The following is a 2,887-nucleotide window of genomic DNA, read 5'->3' as shown; positions in this document are numbered from 1 at the left end:
TCGATGATGCGGATCAGGTCGCCGCGCACGGTGCAGCAGATGCAGCCGTTGTTCATCTCGAACACCTCCTCGTCGGCATCGACGATCAGGTCGTTGTCGATGCCGATCTCGCCGAACTCGTTGACGATCACGGCGTACCTGCGCCCGTGGTTCTCGCTGAGGATGCGGTTGAGCAGCGTGGTCTTGCCGGCGCCGAGATAGCCGGTGAGGACGGTGACGGGGATTGACGAAGCGTCGGCCATGAAACATTTCCGTGATACAATGTATCCCGCTTGGTAACCGTTCGCGGGGTGAAAGCAACCGTTTCGTACTTCCCGCCGACTTTCGACGGAGGGCAGTTCGACCCCGTCGTCTGTCGATCAGTTCAAAGGACCGTTGATGTCTCCATCCCGGCTCGCGCCGTTCCCCCTCGGGCTCCTGCTGGTTTCGGGCACGGCCGGGGCGCAGACGGCGGCAACGCAAGCGACGGGGGCGACGACAGGACAGGCGACAGAGCTAGCGACACGGGCGAGCGCGGCCGCCGGCCAGGCCCCGTTGGGTGACGCAAAGGACATCACCGTCACCGGCTGGCGGCTGCGCAGCCTCGACGATCCCGCGCTCACCGCCAGCCGGCTCGCCCTGTCGGTGCGCGAGACCCCCGCCACGATCGACAGCATCTCGTCGGGCGAGATGCTGACCCGCGGCTTCCGCACCGTCGAGGAGGCGACCGACAGCCTTCCCGGCATCATCTCGGGCGGCTCGCCGGGGGACCCGTCGCTGTTCTCCATGCGCGGGTTCACCGGCGAGCAGGTGACGATCCTGCACAACGGGCTGTACCTTGGCCCGGCGAACATGATCAACCGGCCGGGCAACACGTGGAACATCGCCACGATCGACGTCCTTCAGGGGCCGGCCTCGGTGCTCTATGGCCAGGGCGCGGTCGGCGGCGCGGTGAACATCGTCAACAAGCATCCCGATTTCACCCGCGACGGCGTCGCCGCGCTCGTCTCCTACGGGAGCTTCGACACGCTGAGCACGGGCGTCGGCGTCAACAGGCGCATGGGCGACGACTGGGCCGCCCGGATCGACGCGAGCTATCACCGGACCGGCGGCTATGTCCGCGACACGCCGTCGGACTCGCTGAACGTCACCGGCGCGATCGCCTATCGCCCGAACGATCGCTTCTCGATCGAGCTGAGCCTCGATTACCTGAACGACGACCTGTCGCCCTATTACGGCACGCCGCTGGTCCCCGCCTCGTTCGGCACCGATCCGATCCGGGGCATCCTGTCCACGCCGGACGGCCGGGTCGTCGACCGTCGCACCAGATACGTCAGCTACAATGTCGCCGACCACCGCACCCATTCGACGCAATACTGGCCGCGCCTGGTGCTCGACTGGTCGCCGACGAGCGGGGTGACGATCAGCAACACCGCCTATTATTTCCATGCCGACCGGCGCTGGATCAATGCGGAGAACTACATCTTCGACGGGACGACGAAGCTGATCGACCGCGACCGGTTCTTCGTGTTCCACAAGCAGGATCTGGAAGGCGATCAGGCCTCGCTGACGATCGGTCGCCCGGTGTTCGGCCTCGCCAACAAGCTGGTCGGCGGCATCGACTACAGCCACCTGAACTTCATCCGCTCCCGCGGCTTTCCCGACGGCGACAGCGTCGATCCGTTCAGCCCGAGCCCGGGCCTGTTCGGCCCGATCCAGCCGCGCGTCAGTCCGACCCGCTGGGATCAGGCGGCGCTGTTCGGCGAGGATGTCCTGACGCTCGCGCCGGGGCTCAACCTGGTGACGGGGCTGCGCGCCGAGCGGCTGTACCTGACGCGCGAGAACTACAATGCCGATGGCGGCTTCAACGCGGCGACGAGCTTCCGCCGCACCTACAGGCTGTTCAACTGGCGCGCCGGCGTCACCTATGACGTGACGCCCCGCGTCACCGCCTATGCGTCCTACGCCACGGGCAAGGACCCGGTGAACTCGAACATCTTCCTGGTCAACGCGAACGAGAACTTCGCGATGTCGCGCGCCCAACAGGTCGAGGTCGGGGTGAAGGCGGACGTGATGAACGGGCGCGGTTCGCTGACCGCCGCCGCCTATGACATCCGGCGCCACGACATACTGACGCTGACCGCGGTGGAGACGCTGACCAACGTCGGCGAGCAGAAGTCGCGCGGGTTCGAGTTCTCCAGCGAGTTCCGCGTGACGCCGACATGGGCGCTGACCGGCAACTGGACCTATACCGACGCCAAGTACGAGGACTTCGTCGATCCCAACTACGGCGTGAACGCCTCGGGCAATCGCCCCGCCAACGTGCCCGACTGGACCGCGAACGCCTGGACGACCTTTCGCCACGTCGCCGGCCTGCCGCTGGAACTGGGCGGCGGCGTCAAGTACGTCGGCAACCGCGACGGCAACACCGCCAACACGCTGAAGCTGAAGGATTACGCGACGGGCGTCCTCTACGCCACCTACACGCTGCGCGCCGGTCTCGATGCCACCGTCCGCGTCAACAACCTGTGGGACAAGGCCTTCGTGCAATGGGCCGACATCTATTACCCCGCGCAGGTGCAGCTTGGCGAGCCGCGCCGGGTGGAGGCGAGCCTGGTTGCGCATTTCTAGTCCGGCGGGACCGGGCGACGGTCCGCTCGTCGCCGCCCTGGTCTGGTTCCATCGCTGGCTGGGCGTCGCGACCTGCCTGCTGTTCGCCCTGTGGTTCGCGAGCGGGGCGGTGCTGCTGTTCGTGCCGTTCCCGTCGCTGCCCCGCGCGCAGGGGCTGGCGATGGGCGACCCGGTCGCGATGGGCGCGGTGCGGATCGCGCCCGCGACCATCGACCCGGCGACGTACGCCGCGACGTACCGCCCCCGCAACCTGACGATTCGCCCCGATTACGTTTCC

2 protein-coding genes and 1 pseudogene are annotated in these 2,887 nt (G+C 67.2%); 2 read left to right on the top strand and 1 reads right to left on the bottom strand.

Going from position 1 to position 2,887, the window contains the following annotated elements; all coding sequences use genetic code 11:
• Positions 1-242, bottom strand: a 242-nt coding sequence (locus HUV01_RS14540) for a CobW family GTP-binding protein (RefSeq protein WP_302480074.1), incomplete at its 3' end; no start/stop codon positions are given.
• Positions 243-534: 292 nt separating this feature from the next.
• Between HUV01_RS14540 and HUV01_RS14535 the strand changes: the two genes are divergently transcribed.
• Both HUV01_RS14535 and HUV01_RS14530 read left to right on the top strand, forming a co-directional pair.
• A complete protein-coding gene (locus HUV01_RS14535; RefSeq protein WP_254606702.1) occupies positions 535-2,610 on the top strand; it encodes a TonB-dependent receptor in 2,076 nt (691 codons plus the stop codon).
• Positions 2,597-2,887 (top strand): annotated as a pseudogene (locus HUV01_RS14530) (hypothetical protein); the annotation flags it as partial. The gene HUV01_RS14535 and the pseudogene HUV01_RS14530, both read left to right, overlap by 14 nt.

This window comes from Sphingomonas bacterium, assembly GCF_903643035.1.
In the GTDB taxonomy this organism is placed as follows: domain Bacteria; phylum Pseudomonadota; class Alphaproteobacteria; order Sphingomonadales; family Sphingomonadaceae; genus Sphingomonas.
This window is presented reverse-complemented; position numbering and strand designations above follow the sequence as displayed.